The following is a 22,457-nucleotide window of genomic DNA, read 5'->3' as shown; positions in this document are numbered from 1 at the left end:
GTCAGTCGTCACCTCCCGGGACCGTCGCGGAACCGGACGGTGGCTCGTCGCCGACGACGCTCATCACGAGCGTGCTCACGACGACGAGTCCGGCCATGAACGCGACGCCGAGCAACATCAACCGCTGGTTCGCGGTTCCGATGCTGGAGTAGACGCCGTAGCCGAGGATGAACACCATCACGACGGGGATGACGTACTTCACGACCGGGTTCCACCACGGGCCGACGTAGACGCCGGCGTTACGGTTGAGGTCGAGGACGCGGGCGCGCTCGGGACCGAACTTCCACGCGACGAGCGCGATGATAGACAGCGTCGCCAGCGGGAGGCCGAAGCTCCCGAACATGAAGTCCATCTGCCCGAGGAACGCCGACGAGTAGGCGCTCGGGAGGCCGAACAGCCAAATCGCGCCGCAGGACGCGAGTACGGCCCCCGTCCGCGAGAGGCGCGTCTCCTCGGAGACCGTGGTGACGGCGACTTCGGTGATGCCGAGGCCGGAGGTGAACGTCGCGAAGAAAAATGAGACGAAGAACACGATGGCCCACAGACTCCCGCCGGGGAGTTCGGGGAACACCTGCGCCATCGAGATGAAAAGCAGGTTCGACCCGGCGCTCGGTTCGAGTCCGAACGCGAAGACGACGGGGAACGTGGCGAACACCGCGAGCAGGCCGATGCTCGTGTTGCCGATGGCGGTGAACAGGCCGCCGCCGAGCGGCACGTCGTCGTATCGGCTGAGGTAGCTCCCGTAGGTCAGCGCGATTCCCCACCCGAGGCCCGTCGAGAACAGCGCCTGACTGAGCGCCGCGACCCACGTACTGCCGCGGGTGAGATAGCCCCAATCAGGCGTGAAGACGAACGCGACCCCCTCCATACCGCCGGGAAGCGTGATGCCGCGAATCGAGACCGCCACGAGCGCGACGACGAGCAGCGGAATCATCCACTTCACGACGCGCTCGATGCCGCGGCGGATGCCGAACACGAGGACACCGGCCAAACCGGCCATCGTCACCGTGTGCATCCCGACGACGAGCGCCGGGTTACTGATAAAGCCGTCCCAGAACGCCTGCGGCTGGAATCCCGGCTGAGTGAACGTCATGAGTACCGAATGGCCGGCGTAGTAGAGCGCCCAGCCGATGATGGGCGCGTAGTACGACATCAGCGCCACGTTGACGATGAGGACCACGAGGCCGAGGCCCTGCGCCCGCTTGCTCCCGAGGACCTTCCTGAACGCTCCGATGACCCCGTGGTTCGTGTAGCGGCCGATCATCGTCTCGGCCATCAACCCGGGAACCGCGATGAGATACAACAGGAGAATGTAGGCCACGAGGAAGGCACCGCCGCCGTTTTCGCCCGTCGTAAACGGCATGCGCCAGATGTTGCCCGCGCCCACCATCGCGCCGAGCATCGCCATGAGGAAACCGAACCGGCTTCCCCACTCTTCTCTCGCCGTTCTCGCCTCTGAGTCTGACATGATAATCCTACCCAAACGCTTGAACAGAAGGTAGTTATACGGATGTTCTACTATGGTCGGGGTTGTCAACGAAAGATGTATTGGAACGCTGTTGGGACGATTCGGTAGTTATTGGTAGATACCGGAAATCAGCATGTTTCAGACACCCGAAGCAGAGTCTAAGAGTTCGACATCGAGTGTCAGATAGTGAGAGATTTTCGACCCGAACAGCCGACCGAACCGTATCATAGTCGGGGATGTGTATATAACCGCGAAGCGGGCACCACCGGTATGGTCACGACCAGCGACGAGCGAGTCGAAGACGACCGGACACCGAGGGACGAACGCGGAACGAGACGCGACTCGGAAGCGCGTCGGTGCGCGTGAGAGACGAGCGGACCGACGAGGTCGAGCGGGCGGTGCTCGCGCTTCTCGACCGCCGAGGCCCGACGCCGATAGACGAGATACTCGCCGAGGTGGACGGCCATCCGATCGAGATAGAACACGCCTGTACCCGACTCCAGCGCGCGGGCGAACTCCGAAGTCGGAGTTGCGGCGTGTACGACCGCCCGAGCGACGACCGCGAGCGGCGACGCGCGCGGTGAACGAGCCCTCACGAGGTGCACCCTCCCATGGACAGACACTAGTATAACTCACCCTCCGCCGAGAATCCAGCTATGAGGAACGCGACCACGGAGCGACTGTCGGGCCAGCGGTGCCCGGAGTGCGACTCGGAGACGCAGGTGAGACACGGAATCGAACGCTGTACGGACTGCGAGTGGCGCGCGCCACAGGGGGCCGACTGACCGCAAAGACGCGGCCGCGACCCGGCGATCGGACACCACCGTGTCCGGAGTAATCCGGCGGTTTAGTTATCGAATCGAATAACGAGCGGCGGCGGCGGCGTTACGTAGTTGACTCCGCATACTGGTTGAGGAGTTTCGCCTCGGCCTTCCGGAGGTGTTCGAGCAGCGTGGTCTTCGAGATGTCGAGTTCGTCGGCCAACTCTCGCGTCGTCGTCTCCCGCGGCCACGCGTAGTAGTCGCGCCGGCAGGCCAGTTCGAACACCTCGCGCTGGCGGTTCGAGAGCTTGTCCAGTTGGTGCGAGACGTGGTTTTTCGCGCCGGCGACCGAGGTAACCTTGGTGACGATGATTTCGGCCTGATTCGCCGCCTCCAGCGAGTCGAGGCGTTCGCGGAGGTCGGCCCGGTCGGCGGTGTCGATGACCGGCCAGTACTCCCAGCCGTCGTCGACGCGGACGGGCGCGTCGTGGACGAAGCCGTGTGACAGAAGCGAGTCAGTCATACTGTTTTCGGGGTCGTACTCGACCATCAACTCCCGCGTCGTGTTGCCGACGTTCGACGCGCCGTTGTCGAACTCGTGGCGAGGGCTCAACTCCGAGACGGAGTCGGTCAGCCGCGACCGCTCGGTCGCGCAGACGAAGTCGTCGATGTCCTCGACCCGGTCGGCGTAGACCGTGAAGTGTCCCTTGACGGTGTCGTCGGGCGTGTTGTACACGGTGTGAGCGGTGACGCCGGCGTCGACGTTCTCCGTCACCTCCAGCGTCCAGCAGTCCGGGTGCCAGACCTTGAGCGTGAGTCTGGTCGGGCCCGTGAGTTCGGAAGTCGGTGCGCTAGCGTTCGACATACGAGACGGTCACGCCCCCACGTAGTATATATTCAACCGACCATGGGAGGCCGGTAGTGGAGCGCGACCGACCGTGTTCGTCGGCGGGAGCAGGCCGAGCCGCATATCACATTCGAGAACCGCAAGCCAGTGCGACCGCGGCCACCGGTTAGGGCCCACCTGGTCGGCGGCGGTCACCGGGTCCGCGTTCCGGCGGAGGGAAGCGTTGATAACGACCGCTCGAATAGGGGCGAGTGAATGCCCGCAGACTCTTTAGAGACGTTACTGGACAATCCGGCGATGCGGGAGGCGGTCTCGGTCGTCGTCGAACGGTCGAAACGGGGGACCGAAGAGCTCCGCTGGCGCGACGTGAACGACGCGCTGTCGAGCGGTCAGTGGGGTCGCCTCATCGAGCGGGGCGTCCTGGCCGACGCCGCGGCCGGCGGCTTCGTCCTGTCCGACCCGGACCGAATCGCCTCGAAACTGCAATCGCGCGACCCCGGCGTCGAGGGCGGGAGCGACGACGCCGACTCGTCGTGGTCTCGAAGGGACAAGTTCGGCGCGCTCGGCGTCGTCGTCCTGTTCGCTGGCTACTGGAACGCCGGCGTTCGAAACGCGGTCGCCAGCATCGACAACGTCGTGCTCGGGGCACTGGCGCACTCGATACCGTTCTACGCCGTGGTCATCGTCCTCGCCGCGGCGACCGGCCTCTACTCAACCGTGATGCAGGACCGGCTGAAGGACACGGAACTCCTCGAACGCCACCAGGCCCGGATGGACGACCTGAAGTCGCGCCGGGAGGCGGCGAAAGAGCGCGGCGACGACGATGCGCTCGAACGCATCGAGGCGGAGCAGATGGAGGCGATGGGCGACCAGTGGAGCGTCATGAAAGCCCAGTTCAAGCCGATGGTCTGGATAATGCTCGTCACCATCCCGGCGTTTCTCTGGATGCGCTGGAAGGTCCGCGGCGGCCACGTCGCCGCCGGCTCTGCGCACGTGATTCTCCCGCTCGTCGGCCGAGTGGGCTGGCAGGACGCCGTCTTCGGCCCCATGCCCGCGTGGATCGTCTGGTACTTCCTCTGTTCGTTCGCCGCCAGACAGCTCTGTCAGAAGTTCCTCGGTATCGACCCCTCCGGGACCGCTCGCTCGGACTCGGAGTCCACGACCTCTTCCTGAGCGACGCGAACTGCCCTCGAAACTCGCATCGAGGGGGTTGTGACAACCCCTAAGTGATTTTCAAATCGGTTCGTATAAACCGACGCCGCGACGAGAGTTCGACATGGACCGCGACGAACCCGAGCGGCGAGAGCCCAGCGGCTCGCCCGCGACGACGCCCGAACTCGACGAAAGCGAGATCGAAGCGCTCGTCGAGTACGTCGAAAACGGTCGGGCACGCGGAGCGCCGAGCGGACGCCGCAACAGGGGCGAAAACCGCGACGGCGACGGGGAAGGCGGAGGCGGAGACGGGGGCGAAGGCGACGATCCCGGCGACCGAAGCGGCCACGCGCTCGACCGTGAGGCGGCGATAGAGCGCGTCCGCGGGCCGGACGAGGTGCTCACGCGAGTCGTGCCGCACGCGGGCTACCTCGAAATCCACAAGCGCGCGCCGTGCGCCGAAGGCTGTGCGTCGTGCCCGCACGGACCCGCCGTCTACCACGTCCGGTGGGAGCGCCACCCCGGCGGAGAGGACCGACTCCATTGGATTCTCATCGGCCCCGAGGTCGGCGCGAACTGAGTTTCCGTCGCCGGCTCCGGGGTCGACTCAGCGGTTGAGCGCCGCCCGCGAGGCGGACCGCACCAGCGCACCAGCGCTCGCAGGGGAGACGCATCGCTCGCGTTGTGGAGCATTCGAGTCACTCGCGCGCGAGAAGGCGTGTCTGTGTCGCGTCGAACAGCCGGGCGACGAGCGGCCGCGAAGCGGGTCAGGGGGTGGCACGCGCGAACGCGGCGTGCGTCGTGATGACGCAGCCGCCCGCGACGACGCCGACCCACATCAGGAGGTGACCCGCGCCGGGGTCGAACGACACGCCGACGAGCCACAGACCGATGAGGACGCCCGCGGACTTCGTGGCGTCGGAGAGGCCGCCACGCGCCGCGAGCGGTAACGGGCCGGTACAGGCGACGCCCAACAGGAGGACGCTGACGACGGCGTCGGCGTCGTCCGCCGGGGCCGCGGAACACGACGGCCGCGACGGCGAGCGCCGCCGCCGACGCGAGGTCGGCACCGAGCGTCGTTCGCGCGAGCGAGCGTTCGACCGGCAATCGCGGCTGCGGACTCGTCATGGCTGTCGACCGCGCACCCGCCGACGCGATGCCGAAACAAGGGGGAGTGCGCCGGATGGGGTGTCGCGTGTCGAAGCGGTCAACGGTGGCGACACCGGGCAGGCTAAACCACCGAAGGGGCTGTCAGATCGAAGACGACGGATAGCAGTTGGCCGCTTCGTGGCCGTGAAACACGGCAATCGGTGGTTTGGCGTGGACGCTTATAGTCTTTTTCAAGTACTAGTCTTTCGAAACAGCCGACAACCACTTAGTGATTGTCAAACCGAAAACGACACCGCGGCTGCCCGACCACAGCACACCGATGAACCGCGCTTCCGTCGCCCGTTTCGCTCGTCTCGTCACCGCGGTCGGGGTCGCCCTCGTCCTCGCCGGACTCGCCGTGCAGGTCACGACGCTTCGACTCGGAATTCCGCACCTCCAGTGGGGGCTCCGAGCCGCGAGCGACGCCGAGGTGCTGGGCGTCGGCCTCTGGTGGGTCGCCGTCGCCACCCGCCTCGTCGGACCGTGGCGCACTCAACGACGTGTCGGCCCGGAACGCGACCCGACGCGTCAGGCGGTCTACGTCACTCGCGGACTGCTCGACGCGCTGTTGGACCGGGCCGCGCGGGCCGAACCGAGCCGCGAATCGTTGTCGCTCGGCACGACCGCCGCGGGCGAGTTAGACGGGGCGGAGTCGCTCGACGCGACCCGACCGGTGTTCAGCCATTTCGTCCACCCGAGCGCCGGCGCGGCGGTCCGGGGTGTCTTCGGCGTCGACCTCTCGACCGCGCCGGGACGGACGCCGGGGCAGTTCGTCTCGCACCCGTGGGGACCGCTGGCGGCGACGAAGCGCGACACGCTCCGCGAGGTCGTCCTCGTCGCGGTCCCACCGTGGGACGACGACTGCGTGGCCGCGTTCGACCGAGCGGGGCGGCGACGCCCGCTCCGCGTCGTCGACGCCGAACCGAGCGAGTCGTTCGACGAGGCGGTTTCGGCGGCCGGTCCCGCGGCGTCTCCGCCGACACCGACGCCGGCGGACGGATAGTCACCGCATCGATACAGTTATACACGACGGCTGGCCACGACTGACTGAACCGCCGATTCGCGAGCACAGCGACGGCGTCCGGTGCGGAGTCAGTGCGGAGTCCGCGCAGACGCCGCTCGCGTAGTGACGACGCCGGTCGGCGCGACAGACCATGCAATCGCCAACAGCCACTCGCAATCGACCATGAGTTGGAAAGACACCGCAGCGCCAGTGCTGAGTCGGATGCCCGCCGTGGCCCGCCCGGAGAGTCACGTCCCGTTCCGCCGAAAGCTCGGCTGGACCGCCGGGATTCTCGTCCTGTACTTCTTCCTGACGAACGTCACGCTGTTCGGCGTCGGGACCGGGAGCCAGGACGTTTTCGGACAGTTCCGCTCCATCCTCGGCGGGGGACAGGGAACCATCCTCCAGTTGGGTATCGGTCCCATCGTCACCGCGAGCATCGTCCTCCAACTGCTGCAAGGCGGGGACTTGCTCGGCCTCAACACGGACGACCCGGGCGACCAAATCCTCTATCAGGGCCTCCAGAAACTGCTCGTCTTCGGGATGATTGCCCTCCAAGGTCTCCCCATCGTCTTCGCCGGGGGCTACCTCCCGGCCGACCCGGCGGTCGCGAGCGCTCTCGGCGTCGGCGCGGTCGGCGTGAAGTGGCTCATCTTCGCGCAGATATTCGCCGGCGGCGCGCTCGTGTTGTTCATGGACGAGGTCGTCAGCAAGTGGGGCGTCGGCTCCGGCGTCGGCCTGTTCATCATCGCCGGCGTCAGCCAGCGTCTCGTCGGCGGCCTCTTTGCCGACCCCGCCATCGGCGCGTCGACGACCGGCATCGTCTCCGAGTGGGCCCACGTCCTCGCCGGAACCGAGGCGGTCCCGTCGCTCGCGACGGCGGGCGGGGTACAGGCGCTCCTGTTCGGCGTGGGCGGCGTCGTCCCGCTCGTCACGACGCTTCTCATCTTCGGTATCGTCGTCTACGCCGAGAGCGTCCGCGTCGAAATTCCGCTCTCGCACGCCCGCGTCAAGGGCGCTCGCGGTCGCTTCCCGGTGAAGCTCATCTACGCGAGCGTCCTGCCGATGATTTTCGTCCGCGCCCTGCAAGCGAACGTCCAGTTCGTCGGGCGCATCCTCAACAGCCAGTGGGCCGGCATGCCCGCGTGGCTCGGCCGGTACACGAGCGGGCAGGTCACCGGCGGCCTGTTCTACTACCTGAACCCGATTCACGCGCCCAGCCAGTGGATGTGGTGGCTCGGGTCGGCGTCCCAAGAGCCGTGGCAGATTCTCGTCCGCGTCGCCATCGACCTGACGCTGATGCTCGTGGGCGGGGCCATCTTCTCCATTTTCTGGGTCGAGACCGCCGACATGGGCCCGGAAGCGACCGCGCGGCAGATTCAGAACTCCGGGATGCAGATTCCCGGCTTCCGCCGCAACCCGCAGGTGATAGAGCGGGTCATGGAGCGGTACATCCCGCAGGTGACGGTCGTCGGCGGCGTCCTCGTCGGCCTGCTCGCCGTCATGGCGAACATGCTCGGCACCATCGGCGGCGTCTCGGGGACCTCGCTCCTCCTCACGGTCTCCATCACGTACAAGCTGTACGAGGAGATCGCGGAGGAACAGCTCATGGAGATGCACCCGATGATGCGGACGATGTTCGGCGGGTAGCGCGCCGGAACGCACCCGGTCGAAAAACACCCGCATTCTGCGGGTGAGAACCCAGCGACGGCGGCTCGAACGGGGCCCGTCGCCCATCGGGCTTTTTCTATCCGGCCTTCGAGGGTTCACCTGATGGCCGACACGCAATCGACCTCGGGGAGCGGCGACGCTCCCCCCGAGGAGTCGGTGGAAACGGAGCTCTCGCGCGACATGAGTCTCGCCGACATCACGTTCATCGGCGTCGGCGCGATGATTGGCGCGGGCGTCTTCGCGCTGACCGGATTCGCGGCGGGGCTGGCCGGCCCGGCGCTCACGGTGGCGTTCGTACTCAACGGACTGGTGGCGATGTTCACCGCCGTCTCCTACGCCGAGCTCGGGGCGGCGTTCCCCGAGGCCGGCGGCGGCTACCTCTGGGTGAAAGAGGCGCTGGCCGACCCCAACGGCTTCTACGCCGGGTGGATGAGCTGGTTCGCCCACGCCGTCGCGTGCGCGCTCTACGCCGTGACGTTCGGCGTCTTCCTCACCGAGTTCTTCGTGGTGTTCGCCGGCCTACCCGACGGGTTCGTCCTGTTCGGATTGCTCGACCGCCTGCTCGTCGAGAAACTGCTCGCGGTCGCGATGGTGCTCGCGTTCGCGTACATCAACTACCGCGGGGCCGAGGAGACGGGGAAGGCGGGCGTCGTCGTCACGACCATCAAGATACTCATTCTCGGTGTCTTCGTGGCGTTCGGCATCCTCGCGACGGTGCGCGAGCCGAACTGGACGGCGACGTTTCTCGACAGTCCGTCGTTCGCGCCGAACGGCCTCGTCGGCGTCATCGGCGCGATGGGATTCACCTACATCGCCTTCGAGGGCTACGAGATAATCGTCCAGTCGGGCGAGGAGGTCGTCGACCCCGGCACCAACGTCCCGAAGGCGGTGTTCTACTCGATGGCAATCGTGGTCCCCATCTACGTCCTCGTCGCCTTTGCGGCCATCGGCGGCATCGACGTGACCGCCGAACTCGCGAGTCGCGCCGGGCTCTCGACCGCCGCGCCGACGTGGCAGGTCCTCGGGAACCTCGGCGAACTCGGCATCATCGAGGCCGCCGGGCAGTTCGTCCCGTACGGCGTCCCGCTCCTCCTGTTCGCCGGGCTCGCGGCGACGATGAGCGCGCTCAACGCGACCATCTACTCCTCGTCGCGGGTGTCGTTCGCCATGGGCCGCGACCGCGTCCTTCCGGGCTTCGTCGGGCGCATCCACGGCGACAAGCGGACGCCCCACTGGGCAATCGGGCTCTCGGCGGTCCTCATCGGCCTCATGGCCGTGTTGCTCCCCATCGAGAGCGTCGCGGCCGCCGCCGACATCATGTTCATCTTCCTGTTCATTCAGGTGAACTGGACCGTCGTCAAGATGCGGGCGACCCACCCCGACCTCCCGCGGACGTACGAGATTCCGTACATGCCGTGGCCCCCGCTCGTCGGCATCGTCCTCCAGTTCATCCTGACGCCGTTTTTGCTCCTCGAACTCGGGCTGACGCCGGGGCTCGGCGCGGGCTCCGAGGGCTTCGTCGCGCTCGTGACCACGGCCGTCTGGATGGCGCTCGGCCTCGTCGTCTACTACGGCTACTCCGAGGGCAAGGAGGCCGAAAAGCTCGAAGCAGAGACGCCGACCGTCGTGACCGAACGCGCCCCCGAGCGGCGCGAGTCGCAGGTGCTCGTCCCGATTGCCAACCCCGACAACGCGGCGCAGTTGATGCGGACCGCCATCGACGTGGCTCGCGACCGCGACGCAGAGATTCTCGTGATGAGCGCCGTCGAGGTGCCGTCGCAGACGCCGATTTCGGAGGGGCGGCGGTTCGTCGACGAGAAGCGCGAGACCATCGCCGCCGTGATGGAGCTGGCGACCGACGCCGACGTGCCCGTCAGCGGGACGGTCAGGCTGGGCCACGACGCCGGAACGGCCATCCTCAACACCATCGAGGAACACGACAGCGACGCGGTGTTGATGGGCTGGCGCGGCCGGGGTCGCCGCCGCGACTACATCCTCGGGAGCAACGTCGACGAGGTCGTGACCAAGGCCCCCTGCGACGTGCTCGTCGAGCGCATCGGCCCGACGGACGGCGAGGTGGACTCGATTCTCCTGCCGACCGCGGGCGGCCCGCACGCCGAACTCGCCGCCGAGGTGTGCCGCGCCATCGCGCGGACCAACGACGCCACGGTGCACGTCATGAACGTCGTCGCGGCCGACGCCGGCGAGCGCGACCGCGAGGACGCCCAGCGCCGGGTGGACTCGACGGCCGCGGCGCTCGGTGACGACGTGTCGGTGACGACCTCGGTCCGCGAGGGCGACGACGTGGCGGCGACCATCGTCGCCGCGACCGAGGCGTTCGACCTGACGGTCATCGGGGCGACGAGAGAGGGACTGCTCCAACAGCTCGTCTTCGGCGCGATTCCGGAGACGGTCGGCCGCGACGCCGCGAGCACGGTCATCATGGCGAAGCGCGACCTCGGGGTTATCTCGTGGGTGACGCGGTGGTTCGAGCACCGGCGCGACGACTACCACGTCCCGAACAGTGGCGGCGAGTGAGCGGTCTCACTCACGCCACGGAAGCAGTCGCGCCGAGAGCGCGAACAGCGCGACGGTGAAGCCACAGAGGATAGCGAGGTCGAAGACGGCGGTCAGGAGTTCGCCGCCGGCGACCGTGGTGCGCACGCCGCGCGCGAAGTAGGTGAGCGGGAGCGCGTCGATAACCGGGCGGAGCGCCGCCGGAAGTCTGGAGGCGGGGACGAACGTGTCCGCGAGGAGGACCATCGGGATGCCGACGGCGTTGCTGGCGGCGATGACGCCGTCTTCGGAGTCCGCGAGCGAGCCGACGAGGGAGCCGAGCCCGCAGAACAGGGCGATGCCGACGACGAGAAAGGCGACGACCAGCGCGTCGCCGCCGAGCGAGGGGGCCGCGCCGAGGTCGCCGACGGCGGCGAGGACGCCGACAAGGAAGACGCCCGCGAGGCCGATGAGCGCGACGTTCACGGCCGCGTGCGCGGAGAGCCACTCCAGACGCGAAAGCGGCGTCGTCGCCAGCTTCTCGAAGCGGCGGGACGCCCGGTTTCGCGCGACGGTGCTTCCGACCCGCGACAGCGGCGTCAACACGACGACGACGCCGAGATACGCGGGCAGATAGTAGGTGTCCGAGCGGGAGAACAGGCCGCCGGTCGCGCCGGTCTTCACGAGGACGCCGAAGATGAGGACGATGAAGACGGGGAAGAAGAACGTGAAAAAGACCGCCGTCCGCCGCCGGAGAAAGGCGCGCGTCTCGGCGACGGCCTCCGAGCGGACCCGTCGGGCCGCCTCGGCGAGGGCGCGCGACCGACCGCCGTCGCCCGTCCTTTTCGTCTCGGCCGCCGGGGGCGTCTCGTCCGTTCCGCCCGCCTCCGTCGCGCTCATCGCGTCACCCCCGCGTCGCCAGCGACGCCCGCCGGACCGGCGCTCGCGATGCAGTCGTGGCCGCGCTCGCTGGCGAGGTTGAGGTACACGTCCTCCAGCGTCGGGCGGACGAGGCTCACTTCCTCGTAGGCGACAGCGGCCGCGTCGAGATGGTCGAGCATCGCGGTCAGGTCGTCGGGACCGGCGTCGAAAAAGCGGTACTCGTAGTCGCCGTACCGGCGGCCGTCGAGGGGCGTCGCGTCGAGGTCGAGCGCGCGAGGTCGCTCGGTCCGGACCGCGAGTCGGGTCTCGCCGCCGAAGCGCTCGACGAGGTCCCGCGGCGGACCGACGCGGACGAGTTCGCCGTCCGTGAGGAGTCCGACGCGGTCGGCGAGGTGTTCGGCTTCGGCCATGTAGTGCGTGGTGAGCACGACGGCGGTCCCGTCGTCGGCCAGCGAGTCGACGAGGTCCCACACGTCGCGGCGGCCCGCGGGGTCGATGCCGGTGGTCGGCTCGTCCAGAAACAGGAGCTCGGGGTCGTTGACGAGCGCCGCGCCGACGCAGACGCGGCGCTGTTGACCCCCCGAGAGGTCGGTGTAGGCCGTCGCCGCGTCCTCGTCGTCGAGGCCGACCCGGTCGAGCACCTCGTCGACCGGTCGCGGGTCGGGGTAGAGCCCGGCGTAGTAGGAGACGAGTTCGCGGCCCGTGAGCCGCCGGTGAGGCGAGAACTCCTGCGGGAGCACGCTCAGCCGCGAGCGGTCGACCGCGGTCGGGGACTCACCGAACACCCGAATCGAGCCCTCGGTCGGGGTTCGCGTCCCTGTCAGCAGACCGATAAGCGTCGATTTCCCGGCTCCGTTCGGACCGATGAGCCCGAACACCTCCCCGTTGTGAACGTCGAGCGACACGTCCCGGACCGCAACAGTGTCGCCGTACTGTTTCCGCACGGCCGTCGCCGTGACCGCCGGGCGCGTCGACTCGGCGGCCGCGTGTCTGGACATACTCGTGTTCGAGTCGATATTGACAACGGCTTAGTCCTTGTCAAATAGGCCGGATACGTGTCGGTGACACAACTATATCAACCGTCGGGACGACCGTATCGTAGACAATGCCAAACCGGCGACACCGGCGGACGGCCCCGACGCACCGCGAGTTGCTCTCGGTGACCGACGAGTTAGCGCTCGCGCGGAAGGGAGAACGCATCCTCGAACGCCGACGCGACAGTCTCGTCTTCGTCCTCCTCGACCTCTTGGACCGGTGGACGGAACTGCGCCGCGAGACCGACGAGGCGTTCCGCGAGGCGACGGACCTCCACGTCTGGGGCGCAGAGCGGGAGGGCGAAATCGCGCTTCGCACGCTCTCGGAGGCGCGGAGCGCTCACACGGAGCTCATCATCTCCGAGACGAAGCTCGTCGGGCTGACCGTCCCGTTCTTTCTGAGCACGTCGGCGCGGCGGTCGCTCGACGGGCGAGGGTACGGCGTCCTCGGTACGAGCGCGCTCGACGACGAACTCGTCGGCTCCTACGAATCGGTCGTGGAGGACGCCGTCAGGCTGGCGGAGATGCGGGCGGTTCTCCTGCGCCTCCTCGCGGAGATTCGGCGGCTCCGGCTCCGCGTCAACTACCTCACCCAGCGGCTCATCCCGGAGTTGGAGGTGGAAAAGCGGTATATCCGCCGGTACCTCGACGAGCGCGAACAGGAAGAGCGCTTCCGACAGTTCCGGACCAAACAGCGCAACGAACGACGGCAAGCGGAGCGACGGGAAGCCGAGCAACGAAAAGCAGAACAGCAAGAAAACGAGCGGGGGGTGGAGACGCGACGAACCGACGGCGGCGACCGCGACTGAGACGAGGTCACCCGCCAAGCGTAGTCTTATTACCGTCGCGCCACCAGTTTCGTGCAACGAGACAATGTGCAAGGTCGACGTGGCAATCGAACGGTACGGACTCGCCGCGCCGACCGGCAGGTACGACTCCGTCGACGACTATCTGCTGGCGCGGTGGACCGGGGCCGGCGGCGGCGAAAGCGAGGGGTACAAGTCGCTCACGACGTGGTTCAACAAGCGACTGCTCGCGCGCGTCTACGAGCGGAACGGTCGCGACGTGACCGACGTACGCCTCGACGCGGAGTACGAGGCACTCGTCGGTGACGACGAACTCGACTACGGCGACGTGGCCGCCGACCTCGCCACCGACGACATCGACGCCGACGAGGTGACGGGCGCGATGGCGTCGTGGAGCACGATGCGACGCCACCTCAACGACTGCCTCGACGGCGAGAAGCCGACCGTCGAGGCGTCCTCGGACTGGGAGCGAAACAGCGTCGATATCGCGCGCGAGACGGTCGCAGAGAAGGCCGAGTCGGCGCTCGCGTCGCTGGGGAAGAAAGGGCGACTCGCCGGAGCCGAGGACGCCGGCGTTGACGTGCAGGTGAAGGTGTCCTGCGCGGAGTGCCCGACGCGGGTCCCGCTCGAAGACGCGCTCGACCGCGGGTTCGTCTGTCAGGAGCACCACGCCGGTGCCGACGAAATGGCCGAGGAGGCCGTCCGCGAGACCGGCGTCGCGCCCGACGGCGGGGCCGACTCGGGCGGGCGGCTCCGGGCGGTGCTCCCCATCGGCGCGCTCTCCAGCGCCGGCCTCGCGCTCAGCGAGTACACCGGGACGGCGCTCGAACTCGTCGCGGCCGCCGGAATGGCATGAGCTGGCACCTCGACGTGGAGCACGTCGCCGGGATTCGACGCGGGAGCGCGACGCTCGAACCGGGGTTGAACGCCGTCCGCGCGAGCAATTGGCAGGGGAAATCGAGCTTTCTCGCCGCGATAGCGACCGTCCTCGGGACGGCGTCGCCGCTGACCGAGGGCGCGACCGAGGGGCGCGTCTCGCTTTCGACCGACGACGGAGAGTACGCGGTCGAGTTGGCCCGAGACGGGAGGAACGTCCGGACGACCGGCGAGCCGTATCTGTCCGCCGAGGCCGACCGCGTCTGCGCCGACCTGTTCGCGTTCCTCGGCGAGGAAAACGAGATTCGGCGGGCCGTCCGCGAGGGAGACGACCTCGAACCCCTCCTCACGCGACCGCTCGATTTCGAGGATATCGACGCGAACATCGCCGAGGCGCGCCGCGAGCGCGACCGCGTGGACGAGGCGCTCTCGGAGGCCGAAGACGCGGCCGACCGCCTGCCGACGCTGGCCGGGCGGGTGTCGGAACTCGAAGCCGAGGTCGAGGAGTTAGAGGCGAAGCGCGCGGCGGCCGACGCCGCCGGCGGAGACGAGACGCGCGAGGCGCTCAGCGACGCCCGCGCGGAGCGCTCCCGCGTCCAGAGCCGCATCGACCGACTCGAATCGACCGCCGAGCGGGTCCGAGAACAACTCGACGCGCGCGAGGAGGAACTCGACGGACTCGACGTGGAAGACGACGAGGAACTGGCGCGCGAACTCGACGCGGCGAAGCGGGAACTCGACCGGCAGGAACGCGATATCGAGCTTCTTCGGGGCGTCTACGACGCGAACCGCCGCGTCGTGGCCGAAGACCGAACCGAACTGCTGACCGACGTGACCCACGGCGTCGTCGACGACGAACTCGCGTGTTGGGTCTGCGGTGCCGAGACGGACGCCTCGTCGGTGACCGAGCGGCTCGACGACCTCGCCGAGCGTATCGAACGCCGAACCACGGCGGCCGAAGCCAGCCGAGAGCGCGTCGAGGAACTCACCGAGCGCGTCGAGTCGCGCGAGAAGCGACGCCGACGCGAACGGGAACTTCAGACCGAACTCCGAGAGCTCCGCGAGCGCCGGTCGGACCTCGAACGCCGCCTCGACGACGCGCGCGAACGCGACGCCGAACTCGCCGAGCGTATCGAAGACCTCCGCGAGCAAATCGAATCAGATTCCGAACAGGTAACCGATATCGAAAGCGAGCTGAAGTACGCGAGCGCGCGTCTCGACGACGCGAGGTCTGAACTCGAATCGGCAGAATCGGAGGCCGAAAAGCTCGAATCGCTGCGTTCACAGCGACAGTCGCTGACCGAGGAGATAACCCGCCTCCGACGGCGAAAACAAGAGATAAAGAAAGAGACACGAGACGCGTTCGACGACGCGATTCGCGAAATCGTCCCGCTGTTCGAGACGGGATTCGAGAGCGCGCGGCTGACGAGCGAGTTCGACCTCGTCGTCGCCCGCGACGGCCGCGAGGCGTCGCTCGGCGCGCTCAGCGAGGGCGAGGTCGAACTCCTCGGGCTGGCGACGGCGCTCGCGGGCTACGAGGCGTTCGACGTGGCCGAGCGAGTCCCGGTCATGCTCGTGGACCGCCTCGGCGGCATCGCCGACGAGAACCTCGGGCGATTGACCGACTACCTCTCCGGGAGGGCGACGTATCTCGTCATGACGGCGTATCCCGAACACAGCGCCGTTGCGGGCCGCGATATCGACCCCTCGGACTGGTCTGTCGTCTCGGACTCGGCTGCACAGTGAGCCGAGTGCCGAGACACCCGCGACCGGCTCACTCCAGCGTGAGCGAGAACCCCCACGTCGCCTCCCGTCTCTCGTCGTCGGACCCCGAGAGCCCGCCGGTGGCGAAGTCCGCCTCGAAGCGGAACTCCCCGACCGGGAGACAACTCGCTTCTTCGCCCTTGGACTGGGCGACGCCGTAGAGGTCCACCAGTGCCGACTGTGACTCGCCGGGTTCGAGCGAGAGAACCCGGTACTCATCGGTCACGGCGATGTGGTCTTCGAGCCGCCAACAGCCCGCCTCGGCGGGGTACTCGCCGTCCGCGGGGAGGAAGATGAGGTCGTTCGTCGCGTCCGAGACGTACTGGAAGAGGACCGTTCTTCCCTCACCGACCTCGACGACCTCGTCGCCGGTGTTCGTCAGCGTGATGCGGACCTGCGGCGGGTGCTCGTCGGTCGCGAGGTCCTCCGTTATCTCGATGTCGTGTTCGACGGGCACGTCGGGGGTGTCGTCGACGCTGACCAGTGAGATGCCGGGACCGCCGGACGGGCGGGTGCCGCCGGCTCCGTCGTCGGTGCCGTTTCCGTCCGGAAGGTCGTCCGTCGTGTCCGTCGGCTCGTCGGTCGTGGGGTCGTCAGTCGGCGTGTCCGTCCGTTCGTCGTCAGTCGTCGCGCCGTCGTCCGACCCGCCGTTGCCGACACAGCCGGTGAGGAGGCCAAACGAGAGGAGGGCAGTCGAACCGAGGACGGTGCGTCGTGTCAGGGACATACCTGGAAGTCGTCGCGGACGGAAATAATCCTACGCGAGAGTCAAATCGCGATTTGAGTCACGGGGCGGCGTCGCGGTGGCGGCGGTAGTGCTCCCACTCCGCGTCGGTACCGTAGTGGACGACCAAGTCGGTTGCCGTCCGTTCGGCGACACCGGACGCGCGCCTGAGCGCGGCCGTGTCCCGTTCGAGCACCGCGGCCGCGACGGCGTCCGCGCTCCCGAAGTGGTCGAAGAGCGCCCGCGAGACGCGGTCGCCGGCGTTCGGGACCGGCGCGCAGGCCGTCCGGATGCGCGCCCGCTCGGCCCGGTCGTCCACGCGCTCGACCCACGTCCGCGTCCACGCGGCGACCGCCCCGCGCTCGGCGTCGGACGCCGGCGGGTCGAACTCGCGGACCGAGTCGTCGACGACCCCGCCGAATCGGGCCGAGACGGAGAGACCGCCGGGGTGCGGGAGGACGTGGACGCCCGGCGAGTCGCCGGAGTCGACGCCGACGAGCACCGCGGGGACGGCCTTCTCGAAGCGGAGCGCGAAGTTCGCCGGCCGCGGCTCGCCGGGCGGGTAGATGACCCACTCGTCGCTCGGCAGTTCGACGCGCTCCGGAAGCCAGCCGAGCGCGTCGCTCTCGGCCGGGGTGGCGTCGTCAGTCGCCGGGTCTGTGTCGCGTGTCACGTCGGTTCCTCGGTCCGGGGCGTCGGCAATCGACGCCCCGACGTTCGTCGGGTTGAGGGTCCGACGGAGAACTGATAAGACACGCGGTTGTGACTGACGCGCGACGCGGAGTGTCGCTCCCGACGACAGCTCACGGCCCGACCCCACGACGCGATTACTCACACCCGGTCGCTCAAGTATGTCGAGCACGAACGCGTCTCTATGCCCGTCGTAGAAGTCAATCTCCCGGACGAACTGCTCGTCGAGTTCGAACAGCTCGTCGACGAAGAGTTCATCAGCGAAGAACAGGCCGTCGAGGAGCTCCTCTCGATGGGAATGGACGCCTACGGTGCCCCCGTCGACGACGAGGACGGCGTCCAGTCCGACTTCGTCCAGAGCGCCCAGAACAACCTCTTCGACACCGCCGGCGACCCCGGCGGCCTCGACGACGACGTGCTCTGAGGCGGCGGTCAGGCCGCGCCATCTGAGTCGTCGCCTCGCGCGGCACCGCGCCGAACTGCTAACTGTTCTTTGTCTTTCGGTCGAGAGCGACTGCCTCGCCAACTCGGTCGGTTCGTCCCGGGGCGACAGTTTCGCCAGTGCCCCGGTATGCTGTGGATAACCGACCCGAAACCGTCGGATTGCTCGACGTTCACGAATCGAATCCGGTTCGTCGCGTCCGAATCCACAGTTCGGTCGCCACGGAGATGCTCGCCCGACGGCGCGGTCCGACCCCGTCACGGGTGGACGAGGGCGGCCTGGTCCCCGAGCCACCCGGGACAAATCGGCTCCCGTCACCGACCCCGAATCCGTTAGCAGACCCATACTAATTCGGTCATCGCGCGACGGTTCAAGCATGTCCAAACGCGCGAACGCCCGGGAATCGGTACTCGTTCCGTCGGGCAACTACACCTGCGTCCGGTCGCTCGGCGAGCGGGGCGTCCACACGGTCATGGCCTCCGAACACGACGACACGCCGGCGGCCTCGTCTCGCTTCTGCGACGAACTCGTCCGCATCCCCGCGCCGAAAGACGACCTCGTGGCCTACAAAGACGCCCTCGTCGGTATCGCCGCCCGCCCGGACGTGAAGACCGTCATCCCGACGCGACCGGAAGACGGCTACGTCTTCTCGAAGTACCGCGACGAGTTCGAGCAGTACGTGGACCTCGTCGTCCCCGACTTCGAGACGCTCCGCCGGGTCCACGACCGAGCGCTCCTCTACGAGGCCGCCGTCGAGGCCGGCGTCCCCATGCCGCGGACCCGCCTGTTCAGCGAGGTCGAGGCGTTCGACGAGCCGTCGATTATCAAGCCGCGGTACAACGTCGTCGCCGGCGAGTACGTCGAGAGCTACGACCCCCACGAGTACGACATCGTCAAGAGCGTCCGCCACGTCCGGCCCGGCGACCGACCCGACGCCGACGAGATATACGCCGAGATGAAACACGACCCCATCGTACAGGACTACGTTCCGACCGAGGACAAGTACATGTTCGCGGCGCTGTACGACCACGGCGAGCCCCTCGCGACGTTCCAGCACCTCCAGATTCGAGGGAACTCCTACACCGGCGGCGGCGGCGTCTACCGGACTTCGGTGTACGACCCCGAACTCGAATCAGTCGCGCGAAAGCTCCTCGGCCACATCGACTGGCACGGCCTCGCGTGCATCGAGTACCTCAAAGACGCCGAAACGGGCGAGTTCAAACTCATCGAAATCAACCCCCGGATGTGGCAGTCGCTGCCCTCGACCGTCCGCGCCGGGGCCGACTTCCCGTACTACTACTGGCTCCAGGCGACCGGGCAGAAACACCGCATCGAACCGGGCTACGAACTCGGCGTCGGCACCCACTACCTCTGGGGCGAACTCGGCTACGTGCTGAGCGTCCGCCGCGACGACTCGCCGCTCGTCGAGCGCCCGTCGTTCCTCAAGACCGTCTGGGAGGTCGGCGCGTCCATCTACCGCGAACCGAGATTCGACCTCGCGCGCCTCGACGACCCGGTCCCCTTCGCCCGCTACGTGCACCACGCGCTGTTCAACCGGGGCGACGACGATGGCGACGAGGGAGTGACCGCCGGCCGCGACCGCGGCGGCGACGGGTCAGAAGAACCGAGGACCGGTATCACGCTGACGCCGGGACTCAACGTCAGGGGCCGGTGAGTCATCCGGGTGTCATTACCCGGGCGCCCGCTGCGGCGCTGTGGAACGCCGCGGAACACGGGTAGCAGTCGGTTCGCGTCAGGAGCGCGCCTTCGCGCGCTCGTGATACCATCCGCCGAACGCGCCGAGTGGAACGACCAACCAACCGGCAGCGATAACGGCGAAAACCACGCTCACTGGCAGCAGTAGCGCGGTGAAGACGACCGCGTCCAGTAGAACCATCTCACCGCGGGTGAAGTTCGAGACGCCGACGAGGAAGGCGGGCCCGAATCCGCCCGTGACAAGACTTCCGAGTGCAGTCAGTCCGCCGAAAAGCGCACCGTATCGTTGGCGGTCGTCGTCGGGTCGCAGCCGTCGCCAGAGTAGCGTGCCCACGATAAACGAGGTCGGTATCGCCACCGGAACGGCCACCAGTCCGAGACCGAAGACGAACCCGAGCGTCCCGTTCATCGCGCCGACGAGAGTCAGCAGCCCCGCAGCACCGAACCAGAGGGAGATTGCCAACAACCCGGTTGCAGCCATCGCTATCCCGCCGCCGACGTCGTTTCGCCCGGCGTACGGGAGCCGTCCGGGACCGTACCGATGACAGAGCCGAACCATAGGTCGAACTGCGGCGCACGTCCGGATAAATGTTATTGAAAATACATTTGTCGGTTTGCAGCGGGACCGAGGGACCGACATCACGCTGACGCCGGGACTCAACGTCAGGGGCCATTGAGCGGACCGCTCGTTTCTCTGTCGGCGCTCGTCGCGGCGCTGTTAAACCTAGCGGTACCCCGGTTCGATGCGGTCGACGAGCCCATCGAAATCCGTGTCGAAACTCAACACGGCGTCGATGCCACGAGACTCACACAGCGAGACGATGGTCGCGTCGGTGAAGCTGAGGTCGTGGTCCTCGTATCGACGGAGCGTCTCCAGCGACGCCCGGACGTCGTCCGGTTCGACGTGAAGCGTCTCGAACACGTTCGGAAACGGGTCCTCGCCGAGAATACGACTGGCGACGGTGTCCGCAGCCTCGAACGAACCCGTTCGAGCGCGCGTGAGCGTGACCGTCTCGTCGAGAACGTAGTCGTTCGTGTACGGCTGTCCGAACTCCCCGTCGAACAGTTCGTCGAACGCGCTGACGGCTTGGTCGTGCCGGTCGGCATCCGTATCGTGGTGGGCGAAGAACACGCCGGTGTCGACGAAGACGCTCATCCGTAGAGCACGTCGTCGATGTCTTCTTCCGTCGTCGTGACGCCGGACGAGACCATCCCGTCGTGGAACTGTTCGCGCTCGGACTCCGAAAGCGGGACGCGCTCCTCGCGGAACGAGTCGATGAGGTCCGCCTTGGACTCGACGGCGTTCTCGACGAGTCGTGCCAAGACCTCCTGCTGCGTCACTCGTTTCCCGGTTTGCAGCCGAATTTCGGCCTGTAACCGTTCGAGGCGGGATTTCGTGTCGTCGTCCATCTTCACCGACGTGGCCATATCCGTTGGTAGAACATGCTACTGGGTAAGGTTTGCTACCAGTCCGACGGGAGGAATACGGACCGACGCCCGCTCACTCGTCGCGGAACGCGCAGGTGGCGGTGTAGGACACGTCGTCGAGCGCGAGTTCGACGCCCCGGGCCCGGGTCGGCGGGCCGCTGACGTTGATGCTGGAGTGCTCGATAGCGCAGTCGGACGCGCGGTTGACGAGCACGCCGCCGACCCGGCCGTTCGGCAGGTAGATACAGCTATCGACGATGCGAGAGCCGTTTCGGTTCTCGTCGACGACGACCGCAGAGCCGTAGGGCTGACTCTCGCACGCCCCCGAGATGGTGACGTTTTCGAGGACCACCCCCCACGGCTCCCGCGCGATGTCGGTGTCGACCGGGCCCGCGTAGATGGTCTGGACGCCGGTGTCGTTGATGATGCGGCAGTTACGCATCGTGAAACCGCCGTGGCTCCCGTAGGTCGGGACGGTGATGATGCCCGGCGAGGACGGACTCGACCGGTAGACGAAGTCGCAGTCCTCGATGAGAACGCCCGTGTAACCGTGTCCCGTCGAGTCGATGCGGAGCCCCTCGGGGCTGTCGAGTCGGTCCCCATCCCGGGCGTGCTCGTTGAGGTTGTCGGCGTCGACGATGACGGTCGCACCCTTAATCCACGAGGTCTTAGTCGGGTGGTCGCCCGCGGAGATGCGCATGTTGGTGTTGTCGTTGTTCTTGAACAGTCCGCCCTCGACGCGGAGGACGCCGCGGGTGTGGGTCGCGCGGAACGACGACGACCCGCGCTGTTCGATGTGGCAGTCTATCATCCTGACCTCACCGACCGACCGCTCGGTGATGCGAATCCCGGCGACGCCGTTCGGGTAGCCGGGGAGCGCCGCGCCCTCGCGCATGTAGACGCGCCGGATGACGTTGACGCCCTCGACCGAGGTGCAGTCGAACAGCAGTAGTTGGTCGCGCGCGTGGCTGTCGGTGGGAGTGCGGCCGAGCCACTCGACGTCCTCGATGAGCGCGCCGTCGTCGTTGGCGAGCCAGATGTCGGCGCTCGTGGTGTCGTCGTCGGTCTGCTGGATGGAGAAGTTCTTCAGGACGTGGTCCGTCCCGCTCGTGATGCGGAGCATCCGGAACCGCTCGCCGGGGTCCGCCGGCGGGAAGACGAACTGCACGTCCGTGTGCGAGTCGCCGAGGCCGACGAGTTGGAAGTTCGAGACGCCGCGGTCCCAGTCGTGCTCGCGGGTGATGAGGTACTCGCCCGGCGGAAACTCGACGGCCGTATCGTCGCCGTACGCCCCGTCGAGGATGTCGTCGACCGGCTCTTGGCCCGTCGGGTCCATCCCGAGGTCGTCGACCGCGTCGAAGACGGTGAGTTCCGGCTCCGGCGTGGGCGTCTCCTCGGTCGGCCTCGGCGTCTCGGTCGGCGTCTCCTCGTCCGGCGTGTTACAGCCGGCGAGCGCGGCCCCGACGCCGACCGCGCCGAGCGTCCGCAGATAGGTTCTGCGCTTCACCGGCGGGGAACCTCCGTGCGCTCGCGGCGTTCCGGGCGACT

Annotated in this window: 22 protein-coding genes; 11 read left to right on the top strand and 11 right to left on the bottom strand. The window is 67.6% G+C overall.

Going from position 1 to position 22,457, the window contains the following annotated elements; genetic code table 11:
* Position 1 precedes the first annotated feature (1 nt).
* Complete coding sequence (locus ACSR87_RS17960; RefSeq protein WP_498531567.1) at positions 2-1,468, bottom strand: sodium-dependent transporter; 1,467 nt, start codon at positions 1,466-1,468, stop codon at positions 2-4.
* Between the two features lie 356 nt (positions 1,469-1,824).
* On the opposite strand from ACSR87_RS17960, the gene ACSR87_RS17955 reads away from it, so the two are divergent.
* Positions 1,825-2,052 carry a hypothetical protein gene (locus ACSR87_RS17955; protein WP_498531566.1) on the top strand — a complete coding sequence of 76 codons (228 nt, stop codon included), beginning with the start codon at positions 1,825-1,827 and terminating at the stop codon, positions 2,050-2,052.
* Between the two features lie 301 nt (positions 2,053-2,353).
* On the opposite strand, the gene ACSR87_RS17950 is transcribed toward ACSR87_RS17955, so the two are convergent.
* On the bottom strand, positions 2,354-3,094 hold the full coding sequence (locus tag ACSR87_RS17950) for a helix-turn-helix domain-containing protein (protein ID WP_498531565.1): 741 nt from the start codon (positions 3,092-3,094) through the stop codon (positions 2,354-2,356).
* Between the two features lie 237 nt (positions 3,095-3,331).
* On the opposite strand from ACSR87_RS17950, the gene ACSR87_RS17945 reads away from it, so the two are divergent.
* Positions 3,332-4,249 carry a DUF106 domain-containing protein gene (locus ACSR87_RS17945; RefSeq protein ID WP_498531564.1) on the top strand — a complete coding sequence of 306 codons (918 nt, stop codon included), beginning with the start codon at positions 3,332-3,334 and terminating at the stop codon, positions 4,247-4,249.
* Positions 4,250-4,352: 103 nt separating this feature from the next.
* The gene (locus ACSR87_RS17940) at positions 4,353-4,808 is read left to right on the top strand and encodes a hypothetical protein (RefSeq protein ID WP_498531563.1); all 456 of its coding nucleotides are present in this window, start codon (positions 4,353-4,355) and stop codon (positions 4,806-4,808) included.
* A 187-nt stretch (positions 4,809-4,995) separates the two neighbouring features.
* On the opposite strand, the gene ACSR87_RS17935 is transcribed toward ACSR87_RS17940, so the two are convergent.
* Positions 4,996-5,298 (bottom strand): hypothetical protein, encoded by a 303-nt coding sequence (locus ACSR87_RS17935; RefSeq protein ID WP_498531562.1) that lies wholly within the window; start codon positions 5,296-5,298, stop codon positions 4,996-4,998.
* Positions 5,299-5,657: 359 nt separating this feature from the next.
* On the opposite strand from ACSR87_RS17935, the gene ACSR87_RS17930 reads away from it, so the two are divergent.
* The 3 genes from ACSR87_RS17930 to ACSR87_RS17920 all read left to right on the top strand — a co-directional run bounded on the left by ACSR87_RS17930 (position 5,658) and on the right by ACSR87_RS17920 (position 10,589).
* On the top strand, positions 5,658-6,380 hold the full coding sequence (locus tag ACSR87_RS17930; RefSeq protein WP_498531561.1) for a JAB/MPN domain protein-containing protein: 723 nt from the start codon (positions 5,658-5,660) through the stop codon (positions 6,378-6,380).
* A 183-nt stretch (positions 6,381-6,563) separates the two neighbouring features.
* Entirely contained in the window at positions 6,564-8,030 is a 1,467-nt protein-coding gene (gene secY, locus ACSR87_RS17925) for a preprotein translocase subunit SecY (protein ID WP_498531560.1), read from the top strand.
* 123 nt (positions 8,031-8,153) lie between these two features.
* Positions 8,154-10,589 carry an amino acid permease gene (locus ACSR87_RS17920; protein ID WP_498531559.1) on the top strand — a complete coding sequence of 812 codons (2,436 nt, stop codon included), beginning with the start codon at positions 8,154-8,156 and terminating at the stop codon, positions 10,587-10,589.
* 6 nt (positions 10,590-10,595) lie between these two features.
* Here ACSR87_RS17920 and ACSR87_RS17915 read toward each other — a convergent pair whose 3' ends face one another.
* On the bottom strand, positions 10,596-11,447 hold the full coding sequence (locus ACSR87_RS17915) for an ABC transporter permease (RefSeq protein ID WP_498531558.1): 852 nt from the start codon (positions 11,445-11,447) through the stop codon (positions 10,596-10,598).
* On the bottom strand, positions 11,444-12,427 hold the full coding sequence (locus tag ACSR87_RS17910; RefSeq protein ID WP_498531557.1) for an ABC transporter ATP-binding protein: 984 nt from the start codon (positions 12,425-12,427) through the stop codon (positions 11,444-11,446). The genes ACSR87_RS17915 and ACSR87_RS17910 overlap by 4 nt, the downstream gene beginning before the upstream one ends.
* Positions 12,428-12,534: 107 nt before the next feature.
* Here ACSR87_RS17910 and ACSR87_RS17905 point away from each other — a divergent pair, with 107 nt between their 5' ends.
* The 3 genes from ACSR87_RS17905 (at position 12,535) to ACSR87_RS17895 (ending at position 15,891) form a co-directional block, all read left to right on the top strand.
* On the top strand, positions 12,535-13,272 hold the full coding sequence (locus ACSR87_RS17905; RefSeq protein ID WP_498531556.1) for a V-type ATP synthase subunit D: 738 nt from the start codon (positions 12,535-12,537) through the stop codon (positions 13,270-13,272).
* Between the two features lie 64 nt (positions 13,273-13,336).
* Positions 13,337-14,125: a rod-determining factor RdfA gene (gene rdfA, locus ACSR87_RS17900; RefSeq protein WP_498531555.1), complete on the top strand. Its 789-nt coding sequence runs from the start codon at positions 13,337-13,339 to the stop codon at positions 14,123-14,125.
* Positions 14,122-15,891 carry an archaea-specific SMC-related protein gene (locus ACSR87_RS17895; RefSeq protein WP_498531554.1) on the top strand — a complete coding sequence of 590 codons (1,770 nt, stop codon included), beginning with the start codon at positions 14,122-14,124 and terminating at the stop codon, positions 15,889-15,891. Before rdfA ends, ACSR87_RS17895 begins: the two co-directional genes overlap by 4 nt.
* 28 nt (positions 15,892-15,919) lie before the next feature.
* Here the strand turns inward: ACSR87_RS17895 and ACSR87_RS17890 are convergent, their stop codons facing one another.
* A complete protein-coding gene (locus ACSR87_RS17890; protein WP_498531553.1) occupies positions 15,920-16,636 on the bottom strand; it encodes a hypothetical protein in 717 nt (238 codons plus the stop codon).
* Between the two features lie 58 nt (positions 16,637-16,694).
* Positions 16,695-17,306 (bottom strand): hypothetical protein, encoded by a 612-nt coding sequence (locus ACSR87_RS17885; RefSeq protein ID WP_498531552.1) that lies wholly within the window; start codon positions 17,304-17,306, stop codon positions 16,695-16,697.
* 201 nt (positions 17,307-17,507) lie between these two features.
* On the opposite strand from ACSR87_RS17885, the gene ACSR87_RS17880 reads away from it, so the two are divergent.
* Together ACSR87_RS17880 and ACSR87_RS17875 are read left to right on the top strand one after the other, a co-directional pair.
* On the top strand, positions 17,508-17,747 hold the full coding sequence (locus tag ACSR87_RS17880; RefSeq protein ID WP_004978002.1) for a DUF7120 family protein: 240 nt from the start codon (positions 17,508-17,510) through the stop codon (positions 17,745-17,747).
* 394 nt (positions 17,748-18,141) lie between these two features.
* The gene (locus ACSR87_RS17875) at positions 18,142-19,440 is read left to right on the top strand and encodes a carboxylate--amine ligase (RefSeq protein WP_498531551.1); all 1,299 of its coding nucleotides are present in this window, start codon (positions 18,142-18,144) and stop codon (positions 19,438-19,440) included.
* 78 nt (positions 19,441-19,518) lie between these two features.
* Here the strand turns inward: ACSR87_RS17875 and ACSR87_RS17870 are convergent, their stop codons facing one another.
* The 4 genes from ACSR87_RS17870 to ACSR87_RS17855 form a co-directional block, all read right to left on the bottom strand.
* Positions 19,519-19,962, bottom strand: coding sequence for a hypothetical protein (locus tag ACSR87_RS17870; RefSeq protein WP_498531688.1), 444 nt, complete (start codon positions 19,960-19,962; stop codon positions 19,519-19,521).
* Between the two features lie 243 nt (positions 19,963-20,205).
* Positions 20,206-20,637: a type II toxin-antitoxin system VapC family toxin gene (locus tag ACSR87_RS17865; RefSeq protein WP_405311673.1), complete on the bottom strand. Its 432-nt coding sequence runs from the start codon at positions 20,635-20,637 to the stop codon at positions 20,206-20,208.
* Entirely contained in the window at positions 20,634-20,909 is a 276-nt protein-coding gene (locus tag ACSR87_RS17860; protein WP_498531550.1) for a hypothetical protein, read from the bottom strand. The genes ACSR87_RS17865 and ACSR87_RS17860 overlap by 4 nt, the downstream gene beginning before the upstream one ends.
* A gap of 73 nt (positions 20,910-20,982) precedes the next feature.
* Positions 20,983-22,416, bottom strand: a complete 1,434-nt coding sequence (locus tag ACSR87_RS17855; RefSeq protein ID WP_498531549.1) for a twin-arginine translocation signal domain-containing protein — start codon at positions 22,414-22,416, stop codon at positions 20,983-20,985.
* Positions 22,417-22,457: the final 41 nt, after the last annotated feature.

The sequence above is a fragment of the Haloferax sp. SDI50 genome, from assembly GCF_059802635.1.
Note: the sequence above shows the minus strand (reverse complement) of the source record. Positions and strands in the feature narration are given on the sequence as shown.

Coding starts and splice junctions, on each gene's coding strand:
- ACSR87_RS17960 (WP_498531567.1), bottom strand. CDS start 1,468: ATGTCAGACTCAGAGGCGAGAACGGCGAGAGAAGAGTGGGGAAGCCGG.
- ACSR87_RS17950 (WP_498531565.1), bottom strand. CDS start 3,094: ATGTCGAACGCTAGCGCACCGACTTCCGAACTCACGGGCCCGACCAGA.
- ACSR87_RS17945 (WP_498531564.1), top strand. CDS start 3,332: ATGCCCGCAGACTCTTTAGAGACGTTACTGGACAATCCGGCGATGCGG.
- ACSR87_RS17940 (WP_498531563.1), top strand. CDS start 4,353: ATGGACCGCGACGAACCCGAGCGGCGAGAGCCCAGCGGCTCGCCCGCG.
- ACSR87_RS17930 (WP_498531561.1), top strand. CDS start 5,658: ATGAACCGCGCTTCCGTCGCCCGTTTCGCTCGTCTCGTCACCGCGGTC.
- secY (WP_498531560.1), top strand. CDS start 6,564: ATGAGTTGGAAAGACACCGCAGCGCCAGTGCTGAGTCGGATGCCCGCC.
- ACSR87_RS17920 (WP_498531559.1), top strand. CDS start 8,154: ATGGCCGACACGCAATCGACCTCGGGGAGCGGCGACGCTCCCCCCGAG.
- ACSR87_RS17915 (WP_498531558.1), bottom strand. CDS start 11,447: ATGAGCGCGACGGAGGCGGGCGGAACGGACGAGACGCCCCCGGCGGCC.
- ACSR87_RS17910 (WP_498531557.1), bottom strand. CDS start 12,427: ATGTCCAGACACGCGGCCGCCGAGTCGACGCGCCCGGCGGTCACGGCG.
- ACSR87_RS17905 (WP_498531556.1), top strand. CDS start 12,535: ATGCCAAACCGGCGACACCGGCGGACGGCCCCGACGCACCGCGAGTTG.
- rdfA (WP_498531555.1), top strand. CDS start 13,337: ATGTGCAAGGTCGACGTGGCAATCGAACGGTACGGACTCGCCGCGCCG.
- ACSR87_RS17895 (WP_498531554.1), top strand. CDS start 14,122: ATGAGCTGGCACCTCGACGTGGAGCACGTCGCCGGGATTCGACGCGGG.
- ACSR87_RS17890 (WP_498531553.1), bottom strand. CDS start 16,636: ATGTCCCTGACACGACGCACCGTCCTCGGTTCGACTGCCCTCCTCTCG.
- ACSR87_RS17880 (WP_004978002.1), top strand. CDS start 17,508: ATGCCCGTCGTAGAAGTCAATCTCCCGGACGAACTGCTCGTCGAGTTC.
- ACSR87_RS17875 (WP_498531551.1), top strand. CDS start 18,142: ATGTCCAAACGCGCGAACGCCCGGGAATCGGTACTCGTTCCGTCGGGC.
- ACSR87_RS17870 (WP_498531688.1), bottom strand. CDS start 19,962: ATGGCTGCAACCGGGTTGTTGGCAATCTCCCTCTGGTTCGGTGCTGCG.
- ACSR87_RS17865 (WP_405311673.1), bottom strand. CDS start 20,637: ATGAGCGTCTTCGTCGACACCGGCGTGTTCTTCGCCCACCACGATACG.
- ACSR87_RS17860 (WP_498531550.1), bottom strand. CDS start 20,909: ATGGCCACGTCGGTGAAGATGGACGACGACACGAAATCCCGCCTCGAA.